This window comes from Xanthomonas sp. 3498 (assembly GCF_014199795.1).
GTDB classification, from domain to species: domain Bacteria; phylum Pseudomonadota; class Gammaproteobacteria; order Xanthomonadales; family Xanthomonadaceae; genus Xanthomonas_A; species Xanthomonas_A rydalmerensis.
Map to the genome: position 1 here is coordinate 237,618 of NZ_JACHOH010000005.1, position 24,497 is coordinate 262,114.

25 protein-coding genes are annotated in these 24,497 nt (G+C 71.1%); 20 read left to right on the forward strand and 5 right to left on the reverse strand.

Annotated elements, in window-relative coordinates; translation table 11 throughout:
• The first annotated feature begins 116 nt into the window (after positions 1 to 116).
• From GGR66_RS15605 to GGR66_RS15630, 6 genes are all read left to right on the forward strand, one after another.
• Positions 117 to 1,553: a coniferyl aldehyde dehydrogenase gene (locus tag GGR66_RS15605; protein WP_184448906.1), complete on the forward strand. Its 1,437-nt coding sequence runs from the start codon at positions 117 to 119 to the stop codon at positions 1,551 to 1,553.
• A 504-nt stretch (positions 1,554 to 2,057) separates the two neighbouring features.
• Complete coding sequence (locus GGR66_RS15610) at positions 2,058 to 3,161, forward strand: glycerophosphodiester phosphodiesterase family protein (protein WP_184448907.1); 1,104 nt, start codon at positions 2,058 to 2,060, stop codon at positions 3,159 to 3,161.
• Between the two features lie 99 nt (positions 3,162 to 3,260).
• Entirely contained in the window at positions 3,261 to 4,145 is an 885-nt protein-coding gene (locus tag GGR66_RS15615; RefSeq protein WP_184448908.1) for a peptidylprolyl isomerase, read from the forward strand.
• An 11-nt stretch (positions 4,146 to 4,156) separates the two neighbouring features.
• Positions 4,157 to 4,996: a hypothetical protein gene (locus GGR66_RS15620; protein ID WP_184448909.1), complete on the forward strand. Its 840-nt coding sequence runs from the start codon at positions 4,157 to 4,159 to the stop codon at positions 4,994 to 4,996.
• 78 nt (positions 4,997 to 5,074) lie between these two features.
• Positions 5,075 to 5,851: an exodeoxyribonuclease III gene (xth, locus tag GGR66_RS15625; protein WP_184448910.1), complete on the forward strand. Its 777-nt coding sequence runs from the start codon at positions 5,075 to 5,077 to the stop codon at positions 5,849 to 5,851.
• Positions 5,848 to 6,279, forward strand: a complete 432-nt coding sequence (locus GGR66_RS15630) for a GFA family protein (RefSeq protein ID WP_184448911.1) — start codon at positions 5,848 to 5,850, stop codon at positions 6,277 to 6,279. The genes xth and GGR66_RS15630 overlap by 4 nt, the downstream gene beginning before the upstream one ends.
• A gap of 64 nt (positions 6,280 to 6,343) precedes the next feature.
• Here GGR66_RS15630 and GGR66_RS15635 read toward each other — a convergent pair whose 3' ends face one another.
• A complete protein-coding gene (locus GGR66_RS15635) occupies positions 6,344 to 6,595 on the reverse strand; it encodes a GlsB/YeaQ/YmgE family stress response membrane protein (RefSeq protein ID WP_184448912.1) in 252 nt (83 codons plus the stop codon).
• 129 nt (positions 6,596 to 6,724) lie between these two features.
• Here GGR66_RS15635 and GGR66_RS15640 point away from each other — a divergent pair, with 129 nt between their 5' ends.
• The 11 genes from GGR66_RS15640 (at position 6,725) to GGR66_RS15690 (ending at position 16,006) form a co-directional block, all read left to right on the forward strand.
• Entirely contained in the window at positions 6,725 to 7,366 is a 642-nt protein-coding gene (locus tag GGR66_RS15640) for a 4'-phosphopantetheinyl transferase superfamily protein (protein WP_184448913.1), read from the forward strand.
• Positions 7,367 to 7,412: 46 nt separating this feature from the next.
• Positions 7,413 to 8,057, forward strand: a complete 645-nt coding sequence (rsmG, locus tag GGR66_RS15645; protein ID WP_184448914.1) for a 16S rRNA (guanine(527)-N(7))-methyltransferase RsmG — start codon at positions 7,413 to 7,415, stop codon at positions 8,055 to 8,057.
• Between the two features lie 89 nt (positions 8,058 to 8,146).
• Complete coding sequence (locus GGR66_RS15650; RefSeq protein WP_160969525.1) at positions 8,147 to 8,944, forward strand: AAA family ATPase; 798 nt, start codon at positions 8,147 to 8,149, stop codon at positions 8,942 to 8,944.
• Positions 8,944 to 9,864 carry a ParB/RepB/Spo0J family partition protein gene (locus GGR66_RS15655; protein ID WP_160969523.1) on the forward strand — a complete coding sequence of 307 codons (921 nt, stop codon included), beginning with the start codon at positions 8,944 to 8,946 and terminating at the stop codon, positions 9,862 to 9,864. The genes GGR66_RS15650 and GGR66_RS15655 overlap by 1 nt, the downstream gene beginning before the upstream one ends.
• 36 nt (positions 9,865 to 9,900) lie before the next feature.
• Positions 9,901 to 10,209 carry a helix-hairpin-helix domain-containing protein gene (locus tag GGR66_RS15660; protein ID WP_017908743.1) on the forward strand — a complete coding sequence of 103 codons (309 nt, stop codon included), beginning with the start codon at positions 9,901 to 9,903 and terminating at the stop codon, positions 10,207 to 10,209.
• Positions 10,210 to 10,249: 40 nt separating this feature from the next.
• On the forward strand, positions 10,250 to 10,975 hold the full coding sequence (locus GGR66_RS15665; RefSeq protein WP_184448915.1) for a suppressor of fused domain protein: 726 nt from the start codon (positions 10,250 to 10,252) through the stop codon (positions 10,973 to 10,975).
• 59 nt (positions 10,976 to 11,034) lie between these two features.
• Entirely contained in the window at positions 11,035 to 12,000 is a 966-nt protein-coding gene (locus GGR66_RS15670; RefSeq protein WP_184448916.1) for an NAD-dependent epimerase/dehydratase family protein, read from the forward strand.
• 86 nt (positions 12,001 to 12,086) lie between these two features.
• A complete protein-coding gene (locus GGR66_RS15675; protein ID WP_010342743.1) occupies positions 12,087 to 12,809 on the forward strand; it encodes a glycosyltransferase family 2 protein in 723 nt (240 codons plus the stop codon).
• A gap of 1 nt (position 12,810) precedes the next feature.
• A complete protein-coding gene (locus GGR66_RS15680) occupies positions 12,811 to 13,152 on the forward strand; it encodes a lipid-A-disaccharide synthase N-terminal domain-containing protein (RefSeq protein WP_152181456.1) in 342 nt (113 codons plus the stop codon).
• 254 nt (positions 13,153 to 13,406) lie between these two features.
• Positions 13,407 to 13,886 carry a transposase gene (locus tag GGR66_RS15685; protein ID WP_184448917.1) on the forward strand — a complete coding sequence of 160 codons (480 nt, stop codon included), beginning with the start codon at positions 13,407 to 13,409 and terminating at the stop codon, positions 13,884 to 13,886.
• A gap of 305 nt (positions 13,887 to 14,191) precedes the next feature.
• Positions 14,192 to 16,006 (forward strand): DUF885 family protein, encoded by a 1,815-nt coding sequence (locus GGR66_RS15690; RefSeq protein WP_184448918.1) that lies wholly within the window; start codon positions 14,192 to 14,194, stop codon positions 16,004 to 16,006.
• Positions 16,007 to 16,063: 57 nt separating this feature from the next.
• Here the strand turns inward: GGR66_RS15690 and GGR66_RS15695 are convergent, their stop codons facing one another.
• Genes GGR66_RS15695 through GGR66_RS15710 form a run of 4 tightly spaced genes read right to left on the reverse strand, consistent with a single transcriptional unit; the run spans position 16,064 to position 22,131 of the window.
• A complete protein-coding gene (locus tag GGR66_RS15695; protein ID WP_184448919.1) occupies positions 16,064 to 19,273 on the reverse strand; it encodes a CusA/CzcA family heavy metal efflux RND transporter in 3,210 nt (1,069 codons plus the stop codon).
• Between the two features lie 10 nt (positions 19,274 to 19,283).
• Positions 19,284 to 20,486, reverse strand: coding sequence for an efflux RND transporter periplasmic adaptor subunit (locus tag GGR66_RS15700; protein ID WP_184448920.1), 1,203 nt, complete (start codon positions 20,484 to 20,486; stop codon positions 19,284 to 19,286).
• The gene (locus tag GGR66_RS15705; RefSeq protein ID WP_184448921.1) at positions 20,483 to 21,736 is read right to left on the reverse strand and encodes a TolC family protein; all 1,254 of its coding nucleotides are present in this window, start codon (positions 21,734 to 21,736) and stop codon (positions 20,483 to 20,485) included. Before GGR66_RS15705 ends, GGR66_RS15700 begins: the two co-directional genes overlap by 4 nt.
• Before the next feature lie 56 nt (positions 21,737 to 21,792).
• The gene (locus GGR66_RS15710; protein WP_184448922.1) at positions 21,793 to 22,131 is read right to left on the reverse strand and encodes a hypothetical protein; all 339 of its coding nucleotides are present in this window, start codon (positions 22,129 to 22,131) and stop codon (positions 21,793 to 21,795) included.
• A gap of 301 nt (positions 22,132 to 22,432) precedes the next feature.
• Between GGR66_RS15710 and rpmB the strand changes: the two genes are divergently transcribed.
• From rpmB to cls, 3 genes are all read left to right on the forward strand, one after another.
• On the forward strand, positions 22,433 to 22,669 hold the full coding sequence (rpmB, locus tag GGR66_RS15715) for a 50S ribosomal protein L28 (protein WP_160969509.1): 237 nt from the start codon (positions 22,433 to 22,435) through the stop codon (positions 22,667 to 22,669).
• A 10-nt stretch (positions 22,670 to 22,679) separates the two neighbouring features.
• Positions 22,680 to 22,847, forward strand: coding sequence for a 50S ribosomal protein L33 (gene rpmG / locus GGR66_RS15720; protein ID WP_169411268.1), 168 nt, complete (start codon positions 22,680 to 22,682; stop codon positions 22,845 to 22,847).
• A 160-nt stretch (positions 22,848 to 23,007) separates the two neighbouring features.
• Positions 23,008 to 24,426, forward strand: coding sequence for a cardiolipin synthase (gene cls / locus GGR66_RS15725; RefSeq protein ID WP_160969507.1), 1,419 nt, complete (start codon positions 23,008 to 23,010; stop codon positions 24,424 to 24,426).
• Positions 24,427 to 24,497: the final 71 nt, after the last annotated feature.

Sequence of the window (24,497 nt, forward strand, 5' to 3'; positions counted from 1 at the left end):
TGTGGGAGGGACTTCAGTCCCGACGCGACCCGCTGTGAAACCTCAGGGTCTCGGTCGTGCCGCTGCCCTGCGACTGACGCGCACGACACCCGCAACCGCCATCGTATAGTGCGCCCATGCCGACCCCCGTTGCCGATGCCGCTTCCGCCGACACGCCGCTGGCCGCCCTGCCAGTCACCCTGCAGCGCCTGCGCGCGGCCTGGCAATCGGCCAAGCCGGAGCGGACGCAGCGCCGCGAGGACCTGCTGCGCTTGCGCGCGGCGCTGAAGCGGCGGCTGCCGGAGATGGCCGATGCCATCGCCGCCGATTTCGGCCACCGTTCGCGCCATGAATCGCTGCTCGCCGACGGCATGACCGTGCTTGGCGAGATCGACCACCTGCTGCGCCACCTCAAGCGCTGGATGCGCCCGCAGCGGGTCGGCGCCGGCTGGCGGCTGTGGCCGGCACGCGCGGAAGTGCGGCCGGTGCCGGTCGGCGTGGTCGGGGTGATCGCGCCCTGGAACTACCCGGTCAACCTGGCGCTGATCCCGCTGGCCACCGCCATCGCCGCCGGCAACCACGTCTACCTGAAACCCTCCGAGCACACCCCGCGCAGCGCGCAGTTCCTGCAGTCGCTGCTGGCCGAGGTGTTCCCGCCGCAGCGCGTGGCGGTGGCGCTGGGCGGTGCCGAAGTGGCGTCGGCGTTCGCCGCGCTGCCGCTGGACCACCTGGTGTTCACCGGCTCCACCGCGGTCGGGCGCAAGGTGATGGCGGCCGCCGCCGCCAACCTGACCCCGCTGACCCTGGAACTGGGCGGCAAGTCGCCGGCCATCGTCTGCGCCGACTACCCACTGGAACAGGCCGCCGCGCGCCTGGCCACCGGCAAGTGGTTCAACGCCGGGCAGACCTGCATCGCCCCGGACTACGTGCTGATCGACGCCGGCCGCGAGGCGGCGCTGGTGCAGGCGCTGCGCGCGCAGGTGCTGGCGCGCTACGGCGATTTCGCCAGCGCCGAGGACTACACCCGCATCGTCAACGAGGGCCAGTACCGGCGCCTGCGCAGCTATCTGGACGATGCCCGTGCGCGCGGTCTGGAGGTCATCGAACTGGCCACGGTGGAGCGCGAACGTGCCGAGCGCGAGCGGTTGATCGTGCCCACGCTAGTGCTGCAGCCGGGCGACGACGCGCTGCTGATGCAGGAGGAGATCTTCGGCCCGATCCTGCCGGTGCGCAGCTACCGCTCCCTGGATGCGGCCATCGCCGAGATCAACAGCCGCGACCGGCCACTGGCGCTGTATCCCTTCAGCCACGACCGTGCGCGGATCGAGACCATCCTGCACGCCACGATCGCCGGCGGGGTCACCGTCAACGACAGCCTGCTGCATTTCGCCGCCAACGCGCTGCCGTTCGGCGGCATCGGCCCCAGCGGCATGGGCGCCTATCACGGTCGTGCCGGCTTCGACGCCTTCAGCAAGGCGCTGCCGGTCCTGTGGCAGTCGCGCCGCGCCGGCAGCGACCTGCTGAAACCGCCGTATGCGCGGATCGCGCGCATGCTCTCGTTCCTGGTGCGGTGAGCGGGGCGCAGCCGACGTCCAGGTGCGGGTGCAGGGCGGGGCGATTTGGCTTCACCGCGACAGCCTGGCCGGTAACGCCTCGTCACGGCTGAAGCCGCTCCCACAACGTAACCACGTGTCTCGCCATGTCGCGGCAACAGCGGCGATGACTGGAGGCGTGCTTCAGCCGCGACCGGCACGTCCTCGATGCAGCTAGCGCGCTCCCGACGGCAGCGCGCGCACAAGGCGGTGTCCGAACTCCCGCCACCAGGGCCCATCGCGGGACCGAAACTGCACCAAATCGGGGCGCAGTCCACAGTCCCGCACCGGGTCGCACCATGGAAATAAATAATTCACAGTAAGTTATTAGGTTCTCGCCCGACGCCGCCGCCGATCACGGTGGCTCAGGCTCCTGCGCGAGACGTCCGTGCGGAGCGCAACACACGAGATGCCGCCATGCGTCGACCTGACCGGCGCTCGTCCCCCCCGTGTCTCCCCCTTTCCTTCAGAACCGGACGCAGCCCAATGAAGATCGCATTCGTTCCCTCGCCCCTGGCGCGCGCCTGCCGCGTGCTCGGCGCCCTGGTGACCCTGGCCGTCGTGCCGCAGCTGGCGATGGCCAACTGCAACGACACCGTCGGTACCAAGATGAGCAACATCCTGTTCGGCGACAGCAGCGGCGACAGCGTCGTGCTGGCCCACCGCGGTCTGTGGGGCAAGTACGGCAACTTCCCCGACATGCCGGAAAACTCGCGCGGTTCGCTGCAGCTGGCCAACGACCAGTGCATGGACGGCGTGGAGCTGGACATCAAGATGACCAGCGACGGCGTGCCGGTGGTGCTGCACGACTGGAACCTCGGTCGCACCACCAACGTGTGGACCAGCCGTGCCGGCGAAACCAAGTACGACCCGATGAGCAACCAGGGCTACAACCCGTCGATCACCGTGACCCCGTGGTCGGTGGTCAGCGGCCTGTTCCTGCTGACCCCCGACCGCCGCACCACTACCGGCTACCACGTGCCGCGCGTGGACGAGCTGTTCTCCTACTTCAAGCAGCACGGCCTGAAGACCCCGATCGTGTTCGACATCAAGGACGCCGCCTCGGTGCGTGCGGTGTCGCGTGCGGCCGATGCCGCGTTCTCGGTGGGTGCGTCCAACTTCGTCGCGGCCAAGGTCAATGCCACCCTGTACCCGAGCCGCTCGGCGTTCCGCGCCGACACCACCAGCATGGTCGGCATTCCGGTGTTCACCACCAACATGCTGACCAAGATCAATGTCGACAACGCCATATCGGCCTGGAGCGATACCAAGGAGGCGATGGAGATCAACGTCAAGCAGCTCGGTGGCCTGCTGCAGGGCCAGGCCGACCGCGTGCGCGAGCGTGGCGTGCGCGTCGGCGTGTTCCAGGCGATTCCGGACAGCCCGCTGGCCGGGAAGTTCTACCAGAACAGCGGCGCCTGCTGCTATCAGCTGTCTGACCTCTATTTCTCCTACTCCGGCGGCCGCGACACCGCCGACAACCGTGGCGATCTCAACTTCATCGTCAACCAGGAGGCGTTCAGCCTGATCACCTCCGACGACCCGAAGGCGGCGATCGCGTACCTGAAGGCGCGCGGCAAGCACGACTGAGTCCTTGCAGGTCCTGGCGGCCGGCCCCGTGTCGGCCGCCTCGTTGCGGCCGCGACGCTCCGGCGTCGCGTGCCGCCCTCTTCACTCCTGGAGAAGCGCATGTCCCTGTCTTTCGCAACGTCCGCCGTGGCCAGGTCCATCACCCTGGTCACGTGCGCGGTGGCCGCGTTCGCCGTCCTGGCCGCGCCGGCCGCCGAGACCGCCACCGCCGATCCGGTGGTGCTGCGCGTCGGTGCGCAGCAGTTCACCGCCAGCGAATACCGCGCCCTGGCCGGCGACGCCACGCGCGGCGACGCCGGCATCGACGACGCCTCCGTGGTGCGCCGCTTCGCCGACCGCGCCATCCTGCTCGACCAGGCCCGGCAACAGCATCTGCAGGACGACCCGGTGGTGGCCGCGCGCCTGCGCCGCGCCGCCGATGCGATCCTGGCCGAGGCCGCGCAGGCGCGGCTCGGCGCCGACGCGCACATCGACGAGGCGATGCTGCGCCGGCAGTTCGCCGCGCATCCGGACGACTACACCGAGTACCACCTGCGCCACCTGTTCGTTGCGCTGCACCCGCAGGGCGGGCCGCGCAGCGGGCACATCCTGACCGAGGCACAGGCGTTGCAGCGCGCCGAGGCGCTCAAGCGCCAGCTCGATGGCGGCGCCGACTTCGCCACCCTGGCGATGCACGAGTCCGACGACACCGCCACCGCCGGCGAGGGCGGGCAGCTGTCGCCGACCTTCGGCCGCTATCTGGCCGATGCGTTCGATGCGCCGATCCGCCAGCTGGCGGTGGAGCGGGTCTCCGCGCCGGTGCGCGGACCCGACGGCTATCACCTGATCCGCCTGGATGCGAAGACCGCGGCGCGCTTCGAGGCGGTGCGCGGGCAGATCGACCTGCAGTTGCGCGAGCAGGCCGCGGCCGACGCCATGCAGCGCCTGCGCCAGGCGCAGCCGATGGCGTTCGACCGCGACGCCTACACGGCGGCGGCGCACTGAGCATGGCGGCGATGCGGCGTGCGCTGCTTTGGTTCGGCGGCGCGGTGGTGGTGGGGGTGGCCGCGCTCACGCTCGCGGCGAAGCTGATACAGCCGACGGCCGCGCCGGCCGTCGCCGCGAACAAGGCGCAAGCGCCGGCGCTGCCGCGGTCTGCAGCATCGTCGCCGCTGCCGACGTCCGCGACCACGCCGCCCGGTACGGCACTGGCGGCCGGCACCAGCGAGGCGCAGCGCCTGTCCGCCATCGCGCTGCTGGCGCTGGATTGCCGGCAACGCGCGCAGGCGCCGCCGTCCCGTCCGGCATTGCTGCCGGGCGCAGACGCCGAGGACGCCGCGGCCGCTGCGGCGAGACGGGCGGCCGAGCGGCAACGTCTCGCCGCCTGCCGTGGCGTTGCCGGGCTCGATGCCGCGCAGGTCGAGGCGATGCTGCGCAGCGCCGCGGCGCGCGGTGATGCCGATGCGCAACGCCAGTTGCTGGCGCAGCGGGTGGCGCAACTGCTCGCGCGCGCCGGCAGCGTCGACGCGGACGGGCACCGCACGCCGCTGTCGGCCGCCGACGAGCACGATGCCGAGGACGTGGTGACGCAACTGGAAGATCGCGCGCTGCATGGCGACCGCACGTCGATCGACGCCTTGGCGCAACTGCTGCGCGCGCCCTGGCTGGCGGTGGCCGATCCGCCGTACGCCGCGGCCTGGCAACTGGCCGCGCGGCAGGCGCCGGAGCGGCCGTTCCCGCCGCCGGACCAGGCGCTCGGTGCCGAGGAGCTGCTCGACGGCTTGAACGAGGCGCAGCGGCAGCAGGCGCTGAACCTGGCGCCTGCGCTGTTCGCGCAGTGCTGCGCGCGGCGCTGAACGGCCTGGTGCCCGCGGTTTGGCCGCCGCGGCGGCTGCGGTCAGAATAGCGGCCGGCTTCCCCGTCCCGGATTTCCCTTGAAGATCGCCAGCTGGAACGTCAACTCGCTCAACGTGCGCCTGCCGCACCTGCAACAGTGGCTGGCCGCGTTCGCGCCGGACGTGGTCGGGATCCAGGAGACCAAGCTGGAAGACCACAAGTTTCCCGACACCGCGCTGGCCGAGGCCGGCTACCGCAGCGTGTTCGCCGGGCAGAAGACCTACAACGGCGTGGCGATCCTGTCGCGCCTGCCGATCAGCGACGTACAGATCGGCGTGCCGGGCCTGGAGGACGAACAGAAGCGCGCCATCGCCGCCACTGTCGGCGACCTGCGCATCGTCAATCTTTACGTGGTCAACGGCCAGGACGTGGGCACCGACAAGTACGCCTACAAGCTGCGTTGGCTGGAAGCGGTGCACGCCTGGCTGGCCGACGAGCTGCAGCGGCATCCGCGGCTGGTGGTGCTGGGCGACTTCAACATCGCCCCGGACGCGCGCGACGTACACGATCCGCTGGTGTGGAGCGACAACCACATCCTCACCTCCACCGCCGAGCGCGGCGCCCTGCACAAGCTGCTCGCGCTCGGCCTGCACGACGGCTTCCGCCTGCACCACGCCGACGGCGGCATCTTCAGCTGGTGGGATTACCGCCAGGCCGGTTTCCGCCGCGACCTGGGCCTGCGCATCGACCTGACCCTGGTGTCCGAGGCGCTGAAGGCGCGCACCCGCGGCGCCGGCATCGACCGCGAGCCGCGCAGCTGGGACCGCCCCAGCGACCACGCGCCGGCCTGGGTCGAGCTGGAGCCGGCGGCATGAGCGAGCGCCATGTGCGCCGCTGCATCGACAAGGTCGGCGACACCGCGATCGCGCCGCTGCATCGGCTCAGTTGCCACTGCGGTGCGGTGCAGATCGACCTGGAACTGCCGCACGGCATCGTCGACCCGCGCCGCTGCAACTGCTCGCTGTGCCGGCGCCGCGGCGCCATCGTCGCCTCGGTGCCGCTGGCGGCCCTGCATGTCCGCCAGGGCGAGCAGGCGCTGCGCTTGTACCAGTTCCACACCCACACCGCGCAGCACTACTTCTGCGGCACCTGCGGGATCTACACGCATCATCGGCGCCGCTCCGATCCCAGCCTGTACGGCTACAACGTTGGCTGCCTGGAGGGCGTGGACCCGTACGCGCTGACCATCGCGGTGCCGGTCGAGGACGGCGTGCGGCATCCGGCCGACCGCGCTGCGCCGTGAGCCGGGCCGAAAACGCAAAACGCCCGGCGAACCGGGCGTTTGCGCAAGCGGCGAGGGCGCTGCGTCAGCGCGCGCGGCCGCGGGTGAACAGGTTGACGATCGCCAGCAGGATGATGGCGCCGATCAACGAGTACAGGAACGTCCACAGGGTGATCGCCTGGTTGATGCCGCCGCCGAACAGCCAGCCGGCGATCATCGCGCCGACGATGCCGACCACGATATTCAGGATGATGCCCTGCTGTGCGTCACGGCGCATGATGATGCTGGCCAGCCAGCCCACGATGCCGCCGACGATCAACCAGATGATGATGCCCATGCGTCAGACTCCTCGGTTCGGTCCGCACCAGAAGCGGTGGGGTGGGCGCCATTTAAGGAGCGCCGCCGTGAAGCGGCCGTATAACGCCGGAGGCACCGCGCAGTGGCCATTACAGTTTGTGGCGACGGCGTGAGCGAGTCCGCACCCCCGCCTGTCGCCGTTGCCGCCGAAGCACCGGACTGGCGTGTCGGCCCGGTGGCGCTGTGGTTGCGCCTGCATCCGCCGCGCACCTCCGGCGAGGCGCAGGCGCGGCGCCTGCTGGCCGGCGAGCTGGCGGTGCCGGCGGCGCAGCTGCCGCTGCGCCGCGACGCCCGCGGCCGGCCCGGGCTGCACGCACCTTTGGCGCACGTCGACACCGGTTGGAGCCACAGCGGCGACTATCTGCTAGTGGCGGTCGCCACGCACGCGCGGCTGGGCGTGGACATCGAGCGCCAGCGGCCGCGGCCGCGCCTGCTGGAACTGGCGCAGCGCTTCTTCCACCCTGAGGAGGTCGCGCTGCTGGCCGCGCTGGCGGCGCCGGAACGCGAGGCGGTGTTCTTCCGCCTGTGGTGCGCCAAGGAGGCGCTGCTCAAGGCGCACGGCCACGGCATCGCCTTCGGCCTGCACCGGCTGCGCTTTGCCGAGGACGCCAGCGGCTTGCTGCGCCTGGTCTGGTGCGACCCGGGGCTGGGCGCGGCCGAGGCCTGGCACCTGTACGAATGGGAGGCCGCGCCCGGCTATCGGGCTGCGCTGGCCTGGTGCGCGGAGGTGCCGGTCGAGACCGCGTCCTAGCGCAGCGCGCGTCTCGGGCAGCGGCGCCACCTGCGATAATCCGCCGATGACCGATGCCTCTCTTCCCGATTCCGTCCGCCTCGCGCTCGAGCAGGGCCTGCACGCGCAAGGCCTGGACGCTGCCGCGCTGGCGCCCCCGCTGCTGGCCTACCTGGCGCTGCTGACGCGCTGGAACCGCACCTACAACCTGACCGCGATCCGCGACCCGCACGAGATGGTGACCCGCCATCTGCTGGATTCGCTGGCCATGCAGCCGTTCGCCCAGGAGGGCGCGCTGGCCGACCTGGGTACCGGTCCCGGACTGCCCGGGATCCCGCTGGCGATCGCGCGGCCGCAGTTGCGGGTGACCCTGGTGGAGAGCAACGGCAAGAAGGCGCGGTTCCTGCGCGAGGCGGTGCGCCAGCTGCGCCTGGACAACGTGCGGGTGGCCGAGTCGCGCGCCGAGGCGCTGGACGAGCCCGGCGCCTACGACCTGCTGACCGCGCGCGCGCTGGATACGCTGGCCGGCATCGTCGCCGTCGGCGGCCACCTGCTGCGCCCGGGCGGGCGGCTGCTGGCGATGAAGGGCGTACGCCCGGACGAGGAGATCGCCGCGCTGCCGCCGGGCTGGGTGGCGCCGACGGTGCACCCGCTGCAGGTCCCCGGCCTGGGGGGCGCCGACCGCCACCTGGTGGTGGTCGAGCGCGGTTGAGCGGCGGCCGCGGCCGGCCCCGATTTCCGCCATGGGGGGCTGTGACCGCATAATGCCCGGTCCCACCCCATCGCCGACGAGGCTCCCGCATGGCCCGCATCATCGCCATCGCCAACCAGAAGGGCGGCGTCGGCAAGACCACCACCGCGGTCAACCTGGCCGCGTCGCTGGCGCGGCAGTCGCAGCGCGTCCTGCTGGTGGACCTGGACTCGCAGGGCAATGCGACGATGGGCAGCGGCATCGACAAGCGCGAGCTGGCTGCCTCCACCTGCGACGTGCTGCTCGGCGAGAGCAGCGCCGAACAGATCCGGGTGACCGCGCCGGAGGGCTTCGACCTGCTGCCGGGCAACATCGATCTCACCGCCGCCGAGATCCAGCTGATGGACCAGCCGGCGCGCGAGCAGCGGCTGAAGACCGCGCTGGCGCCGCTGCGCGAGGCCTACGACTTCATCCTGATCGACTGCCCGCCGGCGCTGTCGCTGCTGACCCTGAACGCGCTGACCGCCGCCGATTCGGTGATCGTGCCGATGCAGTGCGAGTACTACGCGCTGGAAGGACTGACCGCGCTGCTGGAAACCATCGAGGCGCTGCGCGCCGAGCTGAACCCGGCGCTGGAGATCGAAGGCGTGCTGCGCACCATGTTCGACGTGCGCAACAACCTGGCCAACGCGGTGTCGGCGGAGCTAACCAACCACTTCGGCGACAAGGTGTTCCGCACCATCGTGCCGCGCAACGTGCGCCTGGCCGAGGCGCCCAGCCATGGCCAGAGCATCGTCGGCTACGACCGCACCTCGCGTGGCGGCGTCGCCTACCTGGGACTGGCCGGCGAGATCGTGCGCCGCCGCAACGAACGCAATCGGCCGGTGCCGGCCATGGAGACGTACTGATGAGTGCCAAGCCCCCCGCCCTCGGAGCGAAGAAGCGCGGCCTCGGCCGTGGCCTGGAAGCGCTGCTGGGGCCGAAGGGCGCGGCCGCGCCGGCGCCCACCGCCGAGCTGCAGCCGGGCGAGAGCCTGCGCCGCCTGCCGGTCGGGCAACTGCAGCCGGGCAAGTACCAGCCGCGCCAGGAAATGGACGAGGCCAAGCTGCAGGAGCTGGCCGAGTCGATCAAGGCGCAGGGCGTGATCCAGCCGATCGTCGCCCGCGAACTGGCGCCGGGCAGCTTCGAGATCGTCGCCGGCGAGCGCCGCTGGCGCGCCTCGCAACTGGCCGGCCTCAGCGACGTGCCGGTGGTGGTGCGCGAGCTCGACGACCGCACCGTCATCGCCATGGCGCTGATCGAGAACATCCAGCGCGAGGACCTCAATCCGCTGGAAGAGGCGCAGGCGCTGCAGCGGCTGATCGACGAATTCTCGCTGACCCACGCCGAGGCCGCCGAGGCCGTCGGCCGCTCGCGCGCCTCGGTGTCCAACCTGCTGCGCCTGCTGGAACTGCCGCCGGCGATCCGCGCGCTGCTGGAAGCGCGGCGCCTGGAGATGGGCCATGCGCGTGCCTTGCTGACGCTGTCGCCGGAGCTGGCCAGTCGCCTGGCCTCCGACGCCGCCGACCAGGGCTGGTCGGTGCGCGAGGTCGAGCACCGCGCGCAGCAGTTCGCCGCCGGCAAGGTGCCGAGCAACCGCAAGGCCAAGCCGGCGCGCACCGCGCCGCAGGCCGACATCGCCTCGCTGGAGACCGAGCTGTCCGAGTCGCTGGGGACCAAGGTGTCCATCGCCCACGGCCGCGGCGGCAAGGGCAAGCTGGTGATCCACTACACCGACCTGGACACGCTGGACGGCGTGCTCGAGAAACTGCGTCCGCGGCAGGCCTGAGCGCCGCCGCCCGCGTCCGCCAGGACCGCCTCCGCCATGCATCCCAGTAAGGTCGACCGCCACCATCTGCTGCGCCTGACCGACCTGCCCAACGTCGGGCCGGCCTGCGAGAAGGACCTGCGCCTGATCGGCATCCGCGTGCCCGCGCACCTGCAGGGCCGCGATCCCTACGATATGTACGCGCAGCTGTGCCTGCGCACCGGCGTGGTCCACGACCACTGCGTGATCGACGTGTTCCTGTCCATCGTGCGCTTCATGCAGGGCGAGACGCCGCGCCCGTGGTGGGAATTCAGCAAGGAGCGCAAGGCGGCGCTGGCCAAGGACGCGCCGCTGACCTTGCGCTGAGGCCGCGCGCCGCGGCGCTGGCCAGCAACCGGAGCATTGCATGAGCAACGAGGACACGCAGATCAGCCCGGGCGGTAGCCCGATCCTGCAGCATCGCGAGGAAAAGCCGTTCGCACCGGCGCGCGGCGACTCCTGCATCGAGCAGATCGGCGCGCACATCGAACGCCACCTGGGGTCGGTCGCCGGCGTGCTGCACGAGATCATCTCCGACACCGTGCACCTGGACGTGCACGTGGTGCCGGCGACGGCGGAAGCGCCGTACCTGCGGCTGGTGACCTCGGGCATGAGCGACCTGCCGATGGTCCTGCCCGAGGGCGTGGAGGCGCCGCGCTTCATGGAGCTGATGCTGACCCTGCCGCCCGACTGGCCGATCACCCAGGACGACTTCCAGGACGAGCGCCACTACTGGCCGGTGCGCCTGCTCAAGACCCTGGCGCGACTGCCGCACAAGTACGACACCTGGCTGGGGTTCGGCCACACCGTGCCCAATGGTGACCCGGCCGAGCCGTACGCGCCCGGCGTCGGCTTCGACGGCGCGATCGTGCTGCCGCCGGTGAGCACCCCGGAGGCGTTCGCGGAGCTGGTCATCGATGCCGACAAGACCATCGCGTTCATGACCCTGGTGCCGCTGTATCCGGAGGAAATGGCGCTCAAGCTGAAGAAGGGCGCCGAGGCGCTGCTGGACCGCTTCGACGCCAAGGGCCTGCAGGACGTGATCGACCCCGCCCGGCCCAATGTCGCGCGCAAGCGCTTCGGGCTGTTCTGACCCGCTGCTCCGCCCCCGCGCCCCGCGCACGCCGTTCCACGCTTTCCAGGATCTCCGCCATGCCCATTCTCGTCACCGGCGCCGCCGGCTTCATCGGCGCCCATACCGTTCGCGCGCTGCGTGCCGCCGGGCAACTGGTGGTAGGCCTGGACAACTACAACGACTACTACGACCCGCAGCTCAAGCACGACCGCGTTGCCGCGCTGTGCGCGAACGCGGACATCCGGACCCTGGACCTGACCGATCGCGACGGCCTGGCCGCGCTGTTCGACGAGGTGCAGCCGACCCGCGTGGTGCACCTGGCCGCGCAGGCCGGAGTGCGCTATTCGCTGCAGAACCCCTACGCCTATGTCGACAGCAATCTGGTCGGCTTCGTCAACATGCTGGAGCTGTGCCGGCACCGTGGCGTGGAGCACCTGGTCTACGCGTCCAGCAGCTCGGTGTACGGCGATTCGGCGACGCCGCCGTTCTCCGAGGACCAGCGCATCGACCAGCCGCGCTCGCTGTACGCGGCGACCAAGGCCGCCAACGAGCTGATGGCGCACACCTATGCGCAGCTGTACGGCCTGCGCGCCACCGGGCTGCGCTTCTTCACCGTGTACGGCCCCTGGGGCCGCCCGGACATGGCGCCGCTGCTGTTCAGCCGCGCGGTGCTGGCCGGGCGCCCGATCGAGGTGTTCAATCACGGTCGCATGCGCCGCGACTTCACCTTCGTCGCCGACATCGTCGCCGGCGTGCTCGGCGCCCTCGAACACCCCTCCACCGAGCCGGTGCCGCACCGCGTGTTCAACCTCGGCAATCACACCCCGGTGGAACTGGAGCACTTCATCGCGGTGATCGAGGCCGCCGCCGGGCGCAGCGCCCAAAAACAGTACCGACCGATGCAGCCGGGCGACATGATCGAGACGATGGCCGATACTGCACGGGCCCAGGCCGCGTTCGGCTTCGATCCGAGCACCCCGATCGAGGTCGGCCTGCCGCAGGTGGTGGCCTGGTGCCGGGAGTACTTCGGCGCCGCCGCCTGACGCTTCATCCGCGGATCATCGGTCCGCGGCACAATGCCTGCCGCTTTTTCCCCCACGCGCGCCCCGCGCCCAGCCTTGCCGAATCCATGAGCCAGCTTTCCCTCTCCGTCGTCGTCCCGGTGTTCAACGAGCGCGACAACGTGCCGCCGCTGGTCGCCGAGATTGTCGCCGCGCTGCGTGGCACGATCGATTTCGAGATCGTCTACGTCGACGATCATTCGCGCGACGACACCCTGGCGGTGCTCGAAGGGCTGAAGGCGTCCACGCCGGAGCTGCGCGTGCTGCACCACGTCAGCCAGAGCGGGCAGAGCACGGCGGTGCGCAACGGCGTCAAGGCCGCGCGCGGGCTGTGGATCGCCACCCTCGACGGCGACGGCCAGAACGACCCGGCCGACATTCCCAAGCTGCTGGCCGCGCGCCAGGCAGCCGAGCCGCTGGTCAAGCTGTTCGCCGGCTGGCGGGTGTCGCGGCAGGATTCGGGCAGCAAGCGCTGGGCGTCGAAGTGGGCCAATGCGATCCGCGCACGCATGCTGCGCGACGACACCCCTGACACCGGCTGCGGCATCAAGCTGTTCGAGCGCGAGGCGTTCCTGGACCTGCCGTACTTCGACCACATGCACCGCTATCTGCCGGCACTGATGCAGCGCGCCGGCTGGCAGACCCTGAGCGTGCCGGTGAACCATCGCCACCGCACCTCGGGCGTGTCCAAGTACAACAACCTCAACCGCGCCCTGGTCGGCATCCGCGATCTGCGTGGCGTGGCCTGGCTGATCGCACGCAGCCGCCGCACCGCGGTGCAGGAGCGCTGAGATGGACGCGCATTTCCTCAACGAACCGATCCAGGCGCTGTACTGGACCGGGCTGCACGTCACCGGCTGGAAGCTGATCGGCTACGTCGGCGCGCTGATGTTCGGCGGCCGCTGGCTGGTGCAGTTCGTCGCCTCCAAGCGCGCCGGCAAGCCGGTGATTCCGCGCCTGTTCTGGTACATGAGCGTGGTCGGCAGCCTGATGACGCTGAGCTACTTCATGTTCTCGGCCAAGCAGGACTCGGTGGGCGTGCTGCAGAACCTGTTCCCCGCCTTCACCGCGTTCTACAGCCTGTACCTGGACATCAAGCACCGCGGCTGGCACCGCGACCGCGCCTCGCATTGAGCGCGGCGCGCCGGCGCGGCATCGCAGACGGCGCGTAACACCTTCCGATCGCGACCGGCCCTCTCGTAGGAGCGGCTTCAGCCGCGACCCGGACCCTGCCGCCCTCAGTGGCAAGGATCACGGCGCAGACACCGCGGCAAGCACGCGCCCCGCCGTTGCCGGCACCAATCCGACATGGATTCGCGCACTATTCCGACAAGCGCGCCAGTCAAGCGCCGCTGTTGCCATGGTGCGATGAGCTGGATGCTGGTGCCATGCACATCGAACCAACCAAAGGCCATCGCGCGTTGCGCGCTGGACGCCATGGCGACACGGGGCAGCTCTACTTGCTGACCGCTGTGACGTTCGAGCGCGCGCCATTGTTCGCGGATTGGCGGTGCGCCCATGCGGCTGCGGCGTGCCTGGCAGAGCGAAGCAGCTGGCCCGGTGCTCGCCTGCTGTGCTGGGTGTTGATGCCCGACCACTGGCATGGCCTGATCGAACTACATGCCGCCATGACGTTGGCGCAGGCCATGCAGCGGGCCAAGGGGCGGTGCGCCCGCGCAGTGAATCTCGCGCGCGGTCGTGGCGGCTGTGTCTGGTCGCGTGGCTTCCATGATCATGCGCTGCGGCGCGACGACGATGTCCTGCGTGTTGCCCGTTACATTGTGGCTAATCCATTGCGTGCCGGCCTGGTGCCGCGTCTGGGCGACTATCCGTATTGGGATGCGGTATGGCTGACTTCTCCTTCGTGAAGTGGCAGTCGCAACCGAAGCCAACGGTGGAGGTGCATGTGTATCGGTGGTCTCAGGGGCTTCTAATCGGTGGGGAAGGCCCACTGTAGGAGCGGCTTCAGCCGCGACCGGCATTGTCGGTAACGCCCGTCGCGGCTGAAGCCGCTCCTACGAATGACGACATGCCACGTTGGTTCCGGCAAAGAGCGGGTTATCAGATACCTTACGCCGTCACCGCATCATCGCTCCACACAGGACTTCCGGCCCACCCGCCAAGCAGGGTGGGGATGCGATGATCGACGATCCGTTCCTGCCCTGTGCCGCCCATGCCGATGTTCGCCAAGACCCCACTGGCCGCTTCCCTGCTCCTCGCGTTCGCCGTCGCTGCGCCCGCGCTGGCCGCACCGCCGGCGTCGCCGACGTCCGGCGCAGTGCCGGCCACGGCCGCTGCCAGCGCCGCCGATGCGCGCTTCCAGGCCATCTACGAGAAGGAGTGGGCCTGGCGCCAGGCGCAGCTCGGCCAGGCCGACGAGGACAGCGACAGCAGCGGCGACAACCGTCGTCTGCCCGACGTCGGCGCCGCCGCGCAGGCAGCGCGCTTGCAGGTGTGGGAGGACGTGCTGCGGCAGTTGGACATGCTCGATGCGGCCCAGCTTTCGCCGGAGAACCAGGTGAACCTGGCGGTGTACCGGCCGCAGGTGGAGAACCTGGCCGCCTCGGTGCGGCTGCGCGCCTACGAGATGCCGTTCAACTCCGACAGCGCGTTCTGGTCGGACCTGGCGTTCATGGCCCGGCGCAACCTGCGCACTGCAGACGAGTACCGCGCCTATATCGCGCGGCTGGAGGACGTGCCGCGCTACTTCGCGCAGCAGACCGACAACATGCGCGCCGGGCTCAAGCGCGGCTTCAGCGTGCCGCGTGCGGTGCTCGATGGCCGCGACGGCGCCATCGCCAATGTGGCCGAACTGAAGGATCCGACCGCGGCGGTGCTGTACACGCCGTTCAAGCAGATGCCGGCGCAGATTCCCGCCGCCGAGCAGGCGCAGCTGCGCGCGCAGGCGCAGGCGGCGCTGCGCGACAAGGTGATCCCGGCCTACGCGCAGCTGCTGACCTTCTATCGCCAGGAGTACATGCCGCAGGCGCGCACCACGCTGGCCGCCGAAGCCCTGCCCGACGGCAAGGCCTTCTACCGGCAGCAGATCCGTGAGTACACCACGCTGGACATGGACCCCGAGCAGATCCATCAGCTCGGCCTGCGCGAGGTGGCGCGGATCCAGAAGGAGATGGACGCGATCATCCAGCAGGTCGGCTTCCAGGCGCCGGCCGGGCAGAAGACCTTCCCGGCGTTCCTGCAGTTCCTGCGCACCGATCCGCAGTTCTACGTGAAGACCCCGCAGGAGCTGCTCGATCGCGCCGCGTGGATCGCCAAGCGGGTGGATGGCGAGGTCGGCAAGTTCATCGGCACGCTGCCGCGCGGGCGCTTCACCATCGTGCCGGTGCCGGCGGACATCGCCCCGTTCTGGACCGCCGGCCGCGGTGGTGTCGGCACCTACTGGCTCAACACCTACGACCTGCCGTCGCGGCCGCTGTACAACCTGCCGGCGCTGACCCTGCACGAATCTTCGCCGGGCCATTCGCTGCAGGGCGCGCTGGCCGAGGAACAGGGCGCGCAGCCGGCGTTCCGCCGCGAGAACTACATCTCCGCCTACGGCGAGGGCTGGGCGCTGTACACCGAGAAGCTGGGCAAGGAGATGGGCATCTATGCCACGCCCTACGAGGACTTCGGCCGGCTCAGCTACGAGATGTGGCGCGCCTGCCGTTTGGTGATCGACACCGGCGTGCACCACAAGGGCTGGACCCGCGCGCAGGCGCAGGCCTATCTGCGCGAGCGCACCGCGCTCAGCGAGCACGAGGTCACCACCGAGGTCGACCGCTATATCTCCTGGCCCGGCCAGGCGCTGAGCTACAAGCTCGGCGAGCTGACCATCCTCGACCTGCGCGCCGAGGCCGAGCGCGAACTCGGCCCGGACTTCGACATCAAGTCCTTCCACGACGCGGTGCTGCAGCAGGGTTCGGTGCCGCTGCCGGTGTTGCAGCAGCAGATCCGCGCCTACATCGCCGCGCGTAAGAAGAAGGCCTGACGTCCGCCGCGCGGGCCGGCGCCGCTTCCCGCGGGAAGCGCGCCAGCCTGTGCGGGATCAGCCGGCCACGCGCGGCCCGGCGATGCGCGCGGCGAACGTCGGCAGCACCAGCAGGGTCAGCGCGGTGGCGGTGAGCAGTCCACCGATCACCACCGTCGCCAGCGGTTTCTGCACCTCCGCCCCGGCGCCGCTGGCGATGGCCATCGGCAGGAAGCCGACGATCGCCACCAGCGCGGTGGTCAGCACCGCGCGCAGGCGGCTGGCCGCGCCGTCGATCGCGGCCTGCCACGGCGCCTCGCCAGCCTGGCGGCGCTCGCCGATGGCCTGCATCAACACCAACCCGTTCAAGGTCGCCACGCCGGACACGGCAATGAAGCCGACCGCCGCCGAGACCGAGAACGGCATGCCGCGCAGCAGCAGGGCGAGGATGCCGCCGACCAGCGCCAGCGGCACGCAGCCGAACACCAGCAACGCTTCCCTGGCGTTGCGCAGGGCCATGAACAGCAGGCTGCCGATCAGCAGGAACACCACCGGCACCACCATCGCCAGGCGCCGTTCGGCACGCTGCAGGTTCTCGAACTGCCCGCCCCAGCGCAGGTAGGCGCCCGGCGGCAGCGCTACTTCGGCCACCGCCGCCTGCGCTGCGGCGACGAAGCCGCCCAGGTCGCGACCGCGCACGTTGGCCTGCACCACCACGCGGCGGCTGCCGTTGTCGCGGCTGATCTGGTTCGGTCCTTCGCTGACGTCGATGCGCGCCACCGAGGACAACGGAATCGCCTGCCCGGCCGGCGTGGCGATCGGCAGTGCGGCCAGCTGGTCCGGATCGTTGCGCGCGGCGTCGTCCAGCCGCACCACCACGTCGAAGCGGCGGTCGCCCTCGAAGATCCGCCCGGCCGCGGCGCCGCCGATGCCGGTACTCACCGCCTCGCTGACGTCGGCCGCGGTCAGCCCGAGTTGCGCGGCCGCGACGTGGTCGATGCGCACGTTGAGCGTGGGCAGGCCGGCGACCTGTTCCACCCGCACGTCGGCGGCGCCGGGCACCGCACGCAGTTTCAGCGCCACCTGGTCGGCGGTGGCGCGCAGGCGCTGCATGTCGTCGCCGAACACCATCACCGCCAGGTCGGTACGCACGCCGGAGATCAACTCGTTGAAACGCAGCTCGATCGGTTGGCTGAACTCCACGCCGTTGCCCAGCTGCTGTCCGGCCAGTTGTTCCAGGCGTTCCACCAGCGCTTCCTTGTGCAATGCCGGATCGGGCCACTGCGCGCGTGGCTTCAGCATGATCAAGCTGTCGGAGATGTTGGTCGGCATCGGGTCGATCGCCGCCTCGGCGGTGCCGGTGCGCGAGAACACCGCCGCCACCTCAGGCTGCCGGGCGATGGCCGTCTCCAGTGCCAGCTGCATCGCCAGCGACTGCTCCAGCGAGGTCGAGGGCACGCGCAACGCCTGCATCGCCACGTTGCCTTCGTCCAGCGTCGGCATGAACTCGCGGCCCAGCAGCGCGAACGCGCCGACGCCCAGCACGCCCACCAGCGCCACGCCAGCGGCCACCGTGCGCGGACGCGCGACCGCGCCGCCGATCAGCGGTTGCAGGCGCCGCCGCAGCCAGCCGATCAACCAGGTCTCGTGCTCGCCGGCGTGGTCCGGGGCCGCATCGGCGCGCGGCGCCGGCTCGCGCACCAGCAGCGCGGCCATCGCCGGCACGAGGGTGAAGGAGAACAGGAACGCGCCGACCAGGGCCAGCATGAAGGTCGCCGCCATCGGCTGGAACGTCTTGCCCTCCACGCCCTCCAGGGTGAGGATCGGCGCGAACACCAGCAGGATGATCAACTGCCCGAACGCCGCCGGCCGCGCCATCTTGCGCGCCGCCTCCGCCGCCACGCCCAGCCGCTCGGCCGCGGTGAGGGCGCGGCCCAGCGCGGCGCGGCGCTGGCCCAACAGCAGCAGCGTCGACTCGACCACGATCACCGCGCCGTCGACCAGGATGCCGAAGTCCAGCGCACCCAGGCTCATCAGGTTGCCGCTGATGCCGAAGCGCTGCATGCCGATCACCGCGAACAGGAACGACAACGGGATCACCAGCGCGGCGATCGCCGCCGCGCGCAGGTTGCCCAGCAGCAGGAACAGCACCACCACCACCAGCAACGCGCCTTCGGTGAGGTTCTTGGCCACCGTGCGGATGGTGGCGTTGACCAGCACGCTGCGGTCCAGCACCGGCATGGCGACGATGTCCGGCGGCAGCGTGGCGTTGACCTGCTGCAAACGCGCGGCCGCGGCCTGTGCCACGGTGCGGCTGTTGTCGCCGGCGAGCATCAACGCCGTGCCCAGCACCGCCTCGTGGCCGTTGCGGCTGGCCGCGCCCAGGCGCGGTGCGCGGCCGGTTGCGACCTCGGCCACGTCGGCCACACGGATCACCACGCCATTGCGGGTGGCCACCGGCGCCTGGGCGAGATCGTCGGCGCCCAGCGCCAGGCCGTCGGCACGCACCACCAGGCCTTCGCCGGCGCGCTGCACGAAGCCGGCGCCGGCCTGCACGTTGGCGCGCTGCAGGGCCGTCACCAGATCGGCCAGGCCCAGGCCATGTGCGGCCAGCCGCGCGGTGTCCGGATGCACGGCGTATTCCTTGACGTAGCCGCCGATCGTGTCGACGCCGGCCAGGCCTGGGCTGGAGCGCATCTGTGGCGCGATGATCCAGTCCTGCACGGTGCGCAGGTAGGTGGCGCGTTCCTGCGGGGTGCGCAGCAGTTCGCCTTCCGGCGTGCGGTAGACCGCGCCGGCCTGCCAGCCTGCCGCGCCCGGCCGCGCCAGCCGGGCCGGGTCGAACGCGGTGAAGTCCACCGTCCACATCAGCACCTCGCCCAGGCCGGTGGTCACCGGCGACAGCCGCGGCGTCACGCCGTCGGGCAGATCCTCGGCCGCCTCGCGCATGCGCTCGGCCACCTGCTGGCGGGCGAAGTACAGGTCGGTGGCATCGCTGAAGATCGCGGTGACCTGCGAGAAGCCGTTGCGCGACAGCGAGCGCGTGGTGACCAGGCCGGGAATGCCGGCCAGCGCCGTCTCCAGCGGATAGGTCACCTGGCGTTCGATCTGCTCGGGGGTCAGCGCCGGGGCGACGGTGTTGAGCTGCACCTGGCGGTTGGTGATGTCCGGGACCGCGTCGATCGGCAGCCGGCCCAACTGGTAAAGGCCCCAGCCGGCGATCAGCGCGGCCAGGAACAGCACCAGCCAGCGCAGGCGCACCGCCGTGTCGATGATGAGAGTGAACATGGTCGCCTCCTCAGTGGCCGTGCTCGGCGTCGCCCTTGGCCAGTTCGGCCTTGAGCAGGAAGGCGTTGCGGCCGGCGATGCGTTCGCTGCCGCGCAACCCGTCGAGGATCTCGATGCGGTCGCCGGCGCGGCGTCCGGTCAGCACCGGCTGCGCGCGGAAGCCCTCGGCGACGGCGACGAACACCGCGCTGCGGCCTTCCACGGTCTGCACCGCGTCGGCCGGCACGCTCAGCGCGGTGTCCTGGCCTTCGGTGACGACCACCGCCGACACCGGCGACCCCGCCGGCGGCAGCGGCGCGGCGACCGGCATGGCGCGGATCACCGCGGCACCGCCCGGGGCGCGCAGGTCGGCGGTCGCCGCAGTGACCGTGGCGGCGAAACTGGCGCCTGGCGCGCTCACCTCCAGCGTCGTCCCCGGTGCGACCTGCGCCGCCAGTGCCGGCGGCGCGGCGAACACCAGTTCGTTCATGGCCGGATCGGTGACCTCGGCCACCACGCTGCCGGCCGCGACCACGCTGCCCGGGGTGACCTGCACCGCGCCGACCCGCCCGTCCAGCGGGCTGACGATGCGCACGCGGCCGCTGGCGTCGGGCGCGCCGTTGGCCGCAGCCTGCGCCTGTGCCGCCGCGGCCTGCGCACGCGCCGCCACGGCCCGCGCATGCGAGCTTTCCAGCTCCTGGCGGGCGACCACGCCCTGTGCGACCAGGGTCTGGTCGCGCGCATGCGCCAGTCGCGCGGCCTCGGCCTCGGCGCTGGCGGCCAGCGCATTGGCGCGGAACACCGCGGCCTCGCCGCTGACCACGATCGCCAGCGGCTGCCCACGGCGCACCGTGCTGCCGGGCGCGACCAGCACGCGCTCGACGCGGCCGGTGATGCTCGCCGCCACCGCGGCGCGCGCGCCCACCGCCGGTTCGACCCGGCCGGCCAGGCGGGTCGATGCGCCACCGCCGCGGCCGACCGCGACCACCTCGATCCCGGATGCGGCGCGTTGCTGCGGGGTCAGCCTTACCGTATCGCCGGCATCGGCATCGGCATCGGCATCGGGCGTGTCGGCGCGCTCGCGCGCGGCGTCCTCGCGTTCAGTGCCATGGCCGTGGGCATCGTCGGCCGCCGGGGCGGCCTGCTTGTCGCCGGCGCACGCGGCCAGCAGCAGTGCCAGCAGGAGCCCCAGCAGCAGGCAGCCGGCGCGGAAGATCGGACGGGGCAGGTTCATTGGACCTCCATGAACGGCGCGCGCCCTTCCAGGCGGGCCAGTTCGATTTCTGCCGTGACCCGCGCCAGCCGGGCGTCCACGGCGATGCCGCGGGCGGCGATGAGCGCAGCACGGGTGCTGCGCAGTTCCAGTTGTGCGATGCGCCCGGCATCGAAGCCGATGCGGGCCAGGCGATAGGCCTCCTCCGCGGCCGCCACGCCGTCGTCGGCCGCGCGCGTGCGGCTACCGGCGGCCTTCAGCGTGGCGAGCGCGGCCAGGCGGTCGGCGGCGCTGGCGCGGCGTTGCTGGTCCAGCCGCGCCTCGGCCGCGCGCTGTTCGGCGCTGGCGGCACGGATGCCGCCGCGGTTGCGGTCGAACAGCGGCACGCTGAGGCTGACGCCGAGCGTGTAGGCGTGGGCGCGGTCTTCGCGGAAGCGCGTCTGCCCGGCGGTCAGGCTCAGGTCGGGCAGGGCGCGCTTGCGCTCCACCTCGACCAGGCGCGTGGCCGCCTCGGCCTCGGCGCTGGCGATGCGCACCGGCAGCGCCGCCGCCTCGCGCGCGCGCGGCAGTGGTGGCGCGCGGTCGAGCAGGCCGGCGTCGATGGACTGCACCGGCGTCTCCAGCAGGGCGATCGCGGCCAGGCGCGCCAGCGCCGCGTCGCGGAACGCCTGCGCCTCGTCCACGGCGGCGCTGGCATCGGCCACCTCGCTGCGCGCCTGCACCGCACGCAGCTGCGGCTCGCGGCCCTGCGCGACCATCGCGGCCATGGCCGCCGCATCGTCGCGGGTCAGCGCCAGCGCCTGTTCGGCCAGGGCGGCGCGGCGCAATGCGGCCTCCGCCTGCGCGTAGGCCAGCGCCAGTTCGCCGGCGGCATCGCTGCGGCTTTGCGCGCCGCGCAATGCAGCGCTGTCGGCCTCGGCGCGGGCCGCGCGCACGCGTGCGCCGCGCTGGCCCCAGAGCTCCAGCGGCTGCGACAGGCTGAGTGTGGTTTCGGCCCGGCCCGTGCCGGCATAGGCGCCGGTGCCCCAGGCGTTTTCGGTGGAGTAGGACAGCGACGGGTTGGGCAACGCCCGGGCCTGGTCGGCGCGTGCGTCTGCGGCCTCGGCCAGCGCCGCGCCCACGCGGGTGCCGGGCAACTGGTCGAGGCGTTCGAGCAAGGTGTCGTAGGAAGGGGCGATCTGCGCCATCGCCAGCGCGGCCGGGGCCAGGCCCAGCAGCACGGCGACGACCCGCCCGGCCGCGCGCGGCGGCCGACGTGTCGGAGTCGACATGAAGAAATTCCAGAGGTGAGGGAAACGGAAACCCGCGATCGCGGGACACGCTCAACTCACGCTCGGGGAGGTCGCTTCAATCCGTCCTGGACGAGACCGTCGGGTGCGGCCTCGCCGGCCTGCATCCAGCGCGCCGGTCGTGGCGCGCCGAGCACGGCGAGGGTGCTCGCCGGCAGGCTCAGATTCGAGTGGTGGCAATGATTGTGGCTGCAGCTGCCGGCGTGCTTGCCGTCGCTGTCGTCGCCATCGGCATGCGCCGCGGCGGGCGTGTGCACGGCGTCGGCGGACTCCGGCTCCAGCGCGCAGGCCAGCGCATCGGCCACCGGCACGACCACGAATGCCGCCAGCAGCAGCATCAGCAGGGAGGTACGCAGTGGTCGGAACAGGCGGCGCATGAGCGGGGCAGGCTAGCAAGCCGATTCGGCCGGATACAATAGCAACGCCTGCCTGGTCCAGCGGCCCGGACCCGCACACCGTGCCCGGCCCCTGTGGACAACTTGCACAAGTGCTTGATCGCCTGCATAATGCGCGGCTCGCTGTGCCCGGCTCCGGTCGGAACGGCGGCCGGATGCGCGATCTCCGGCCGGCCTCTTGCAGCGTAACCGCTTGATTTCCCACGTCGCGTGGTGGCCGCAGGGCTGCCGGGGCCGCCGTCTCCCAGGCTATGGGCGACTCAAACTACTATCGAGGTGCGCAATGTCCCGCGTATGCCAAGTGTCCGGCAAGCGTGTGCAGACGGGTAACAACGTCTCCCACGCCAACAACAGAACCCGTCGTCGCTTCCTGCCCAACCTGCACGAGCGCCGCTTCTGGGTCGCCAGCGAGAACCGCTGGGTCAAGCTGAAGGTTTCCGCGCACGCGCTGCGCACCATCGACAAGAACGGCATCGACAGCGTTCTGGCTGAGCTGCGTGCGCGCGGCGAAAAGGTCTGAGGAGTAGAGCATCATGGCAGGCAAGCGCGATAAGGTCCGTATGATTTCCTCGGCCGGTACTGGCCACTTCTACACCACGGACAAGAACAAGAAGAACACCCCGGGGAAGATGGAATTCCTCAAGTACGATCCGGTCGTGCGCAAGCACGTCCTGTACAAGGAAGGCAAGATCAAGTGATCGGCTGATCCTCGGATCGCTGCTCACGCTGGACACGGAACCCGCCGCAAGGCGGGTTTCGTGCGTCTGGGGGCATGGAAAAACCCGCCGTTGATGCGGCCATGGTTGCGTTTGTCGGCGCAGTCCGCAGAATCGGGCGACCTGGGTTGCGAGGATCGCGATGCTGCCGGTCTGGTTGGAAGGCACGTGGCTGCTGGCGCTGGACTGGTTGATCCGGCTGGTGGCGCTGTTGTGGATCCCCACCCGCACCACGCCGGGCGCGGCGCGCAGCTGGCTGCTGCTGGTGGGCTTCGTGCCGTTGCTGGGGCTGCCGCTGTACCTGTTGCTCGGCCACCCCTGGCTGTCGCGCGAGCGCATCCGCCGCCAGGCGCTGGCCTCGCAGGTCATCCGCGAGCAGCAGGTGCCGCTGACCGCGCTGCGCTGGGCGCCGCCGGCCGACACCGTGGTCGCCGAGGTGGTGCCGCTGGTCGAGCGCCAGGGCGACTTCATGCCGACCCACGGCAACAGCGTCGAGCTGCTCGACCGCTATGCGTCCTCGTTGCAGGCGCTGATCGACGACATCGACGCGGCGGTCGAGCGCGTGCACCTGCTGTACTACCTGATGTTCGACGACGCGGTCGGCGATGCGGTGAGCGCCGCGTTGCTGCGCGCCGCCGCGCGTGGCGTGCACTGCCGGTTGCTGCTGGATGCGCGCGGCGGTCGTCGTGGCCTGTGCCGCTACCGCAGGCGCCTGCACGCGGCCGGGGTCGAGGTGCAGGCGCTGTTGCCGGGCGGGCTGCGCTGGCGCCGTAGCGGCCGCATGGATCTGCGCAACCATCGCAAGATCGCGGTGATCGACAACCGCGTCGGCTACATCGGTTCGCAGAACCTGGCCGAGCCGCAGTTCGTCCCCGGCCATCCCAATCGCGAACTGGTGGCGCGGGTGCAGGGACCGGTGGTGGCGCATCTGGAAGCGGTGTTCGCCAGCGACTGGTTCATCGAGACCGGTCAGCGCCTGAGCGTGGTCGCCCCGGCCTCCATCCACGGCGGCGGCGTCGCCACGCAATTGTTGCCCAGCGGGCCGGCGTACCCGTTCGAGAACGCGCGCGACACGGTCAACGCGCTGATCCACCTGGCGCGGCGGCGCATCGTCATGGTCACGCCGTACTTCGTGCCGGACGAGGCCACGCTCAGCGCGCTGCGCATCGCCGCGCTGTCCGGGGTGGACGTGCAATTGATCGTGTCCGAGAGCAACAACCAGCGGCTCACCGCCTGGGCGCAGGAGGCCTATTACGACGAACTGCTGCGCAGCGGGGTCAAGATCGCGCTGTACCGGCCGTGCTTCCTGCACGCCAAGCACCTGAGCGTGGACGAGGGCATCGCCCTGGTGGGGTCGATCAACCTGGACATCCGCTCGTTCGCGCTGAACGCCGAGGTCGGCATGCTCTGCTACAGCGCCGCGGTGGTGCAGCGGCTGCGCGCGGTGGAAGCCGACTACCTGGCCGATGCGCGGGTGCTGACGCTGCAGGACTGGCGCAAGCGGCCGGCCTGGCGACGCAGCCGCGAAGGTATCGCGCGCCTGGCCGATGCGCTGATGTGAAGCGCATGCCGATGACAGGCGCATGACGCGCTCATGCGCGATCGGTGCCGGCACATGCGCGACGGTTCTCA

Coding starts and splice junctions, on each gene's coding strand:
- GGR66_RS15695 (WP_184448919.1), bottom strand. CDS start 19,273: ATGTTCACTCTCATCATCGACACGGCGGTGCGCCTGCGCTGGCTGGTG.
- GGR66_RS15660 (WP_017908743.1), top strand. CDS start 9,901: ATGCATCCCAGTAAGGTCGACCGCCACCATCTGCTGCGCCTGACCGAC.
- GGR66_RS15650 (WP_160969525.1), top strand. CDS start 8,147: ATGGCCCGCATCATCGCCATCGCCAACCAGAAGGGCGGCGTCGGCAAG.
- GGR66_RS15675 (WP_010342743.1), top strand. CDS start 12,087: ATGAGCCAGCTTTCCCTCTCCGTCGTCGTCCCGGTGTTCAACGAGCGC.
- GGR66_RS15705 (WP_184448921.1), bottom strand. CDS start 21,736: ATGTCGACTCCGACACGTCGGCCGCCGCGCGCGGCCGGGCGGGTCGTC.
- GGR66_RS15635 (WP_184448912.1), bottom strand. CDS start 6,595: ATGGGCATCATCATCTGGTTGATCGTCGGCGGCATCGTGGGCTGGCTG.
- GGR66_RS15670 (WP_184448916.1), top strand. CDS start 11,035: ATGCCCATTCTCGTCACCGGCGCCGCCGGCTTCATCGGCGCCCATACC.
- GGR66_RS15655 (WP_160969523.1), top strand. CDS start 8,944: ATGAGTGCCAAGCCCCCCGCCCTCGGAGCGAAGAAGCGCGGCCTCGGC.
- GGR66_RS15685 (WP_184448917.1), top strand. CDS start 13,407: ATGCACATCGAACCAACCAAAGGCCATCGCGCGTTGCGCGCTGGACGC.
- GGR66_RS15665 (WP_184448915.1), top strand. CDS start 10,250: ATGAGCAACGAGGACACGCAGATCAGCCCGGGCGGTAGCCCGATCCTG.
- GGR66_RS15605 (WP_184448906.1), top strand. CDS start 117: ATGCCGACCCCCGTTGCCGATGCCGCTTCCGCCGACACGCCGCTGGCC.
- rpmB (WP_160969509.1), top strand. CDS start 22,433: ATGTCCCGCGTATGCCAAGTGTCCGGCAAGCGTGTGCAGACGGGTAAC.
- GGR66_RS15610 (WP_184448907.1), top strand. CDS start 2,058: ATGAAGATCGCATTCGTTCCCTCGCCCCTGGCGCGCGCCTGCCGCGTG.
- cls (WP_160969507.1), top strand. CDS start 23,008: ATGCTGCCGGTCTGGTTGGAAGGCACGTGGCTGCTGGCGCTGGACTGG.
- GGR66_RS15710 (WP_184448922.1), bottom strand. CDS start 22,131: ATGCGCCGCCTGTTCCGACCACTGCGTACCTCCCTGCTGATGCTGCTG.
- GGR66_RS15630 (WP_184448911.1), top strand. CDS start 5,848: ATGAGCGAGCGCCATGTGCGCCGCTGCATCGACAAGGTCGGCGACACC.
- GGR66_RS15700 (WP_184448920.1), bottom strand. CDS start 20,486: ATGAACCTGCCCCGTCCGATCTTCCGCGCCGGCTGCCTGCTGCTGGGG.
- GGR66_RS15680 (WP_152181456.1), top strand. CDS start 12,811: ATGGACGCGCATTTCCTCAACGAACCGATCCAGGCGCTGTACTGGACC.
- GGR66_RS15690 (WP_184448918.1), top strand. CDS start 14,192: ATGCCGATGTTCGCCAAGACCCCACTGGCCGCTTCCCTGCTCCTCGCG.
- rsmG (WP_184448914.1), top strand. CDS start 7,413: ATGACCGATGCCTCTCTTCCCGATTCCGTCCGCCTCGCGCTCGAGCAG.
- GGR66_RS15620 (WP_184448909.1), top strand. CDS start 4,157: ATGCGGCGTGCGCTGCTTTGGTTCGGCGGCGCGGTGGTGGTGGGGGTG.
- GGR66_RS15615 (WP_184448908.1), top strand. CDS start 3,261: ATGTCCCTGTCTTTCGCAACGTCCGCCGTGGCCAGGTCCATCACCCTG.